The 801-nt window shown below is 72.8% G+C and carries 1 protein-coding gene; it reads left to right on the forward strand.

The genetic code is table 11. The annotated features are described in order from the left end of the window. Positions 1-801: RluA family pseudouridine synthase (locus J7528_RS23700; RefSeq protein WP_291879768.1), on the forward strand; the 801-nt coding region annotated here is incomplete at both ends.

Here is an 801-nt window from a genome sequence, read left to right on the forward strand (position 1 = left end):
ACAGGCCTGGTCTACAAGCTCGTCCGCAGCGGCCAGGTCCGGGTCAATGGCGGCCGGGCCAAGGCCGAGCGCAAGCTGGCGGCCGGCGACGAGGTCCGGATCCCACCGGTCCGGCTGGAGGGCGAGGCCGAGCGCGGTACCCCGGCGCCGGGCCTGCTGCAGCGGATCGAGGCGGCGATCGTGTTCGAGGACGCCCGCCTGCTGGCCCTGGACAAGCCTTCCGGCGTGGCCAGCCACGGCGGCAGCGGCATCTCCTTCGGCGCCATCGAGACCCTGCGCGCGCTGCGCCCGGGCCACACCCTGGAACTGGCCCACCGCCTGGACCGGGACACCTCGGGGCTGCTGATCGTGGCCAAGAAGCGCTCGGCGCTGGCCGAGCTGCAGGCACTGATGCGTGAAGGCGGCGCGGGTGGCGGCATCCGCAAGCGCTACCTGACCCTGCTCACCGGGCGCATGCCGGACGGCACGATGAGTGTGGACGCAGCCCTGCACGTGGGCCTGCGCCAGGGCGGCGAGCGCCACGTCCAGGTCGACCCGGCGGGCAAGCCGTCGCTGAGCCACTTCCGGATGCTGGAACGGCGTGGCGGGCAGTCCTACTGCGAGGTGCGGATCGACACCGGCCGCACCCACCAGATCCGCGTCCACGCCCAGCACATCGGCCATCCGGTGGCCGGCGACGACAAGTACGGTGATCCGGAGGCCAACAAGCGCCTGCGCGACAAGGCGGGCTTGCGGCGGCTGTTCCTGCACGCCGCCTCGCTGGAATTCGCCCTGGACGACGGACGCACGCCGTACACGCTC

The sequence above is a fragment of the Caulobacter sp. genome (genome assembly GCF_017744445.1).
Classification (GTDB): domain Bacteria; phylum Pseudomonadota; class Alphaproteobacteria; order Caulobacterales; family Caulobacteraceae; genus Caulobacter.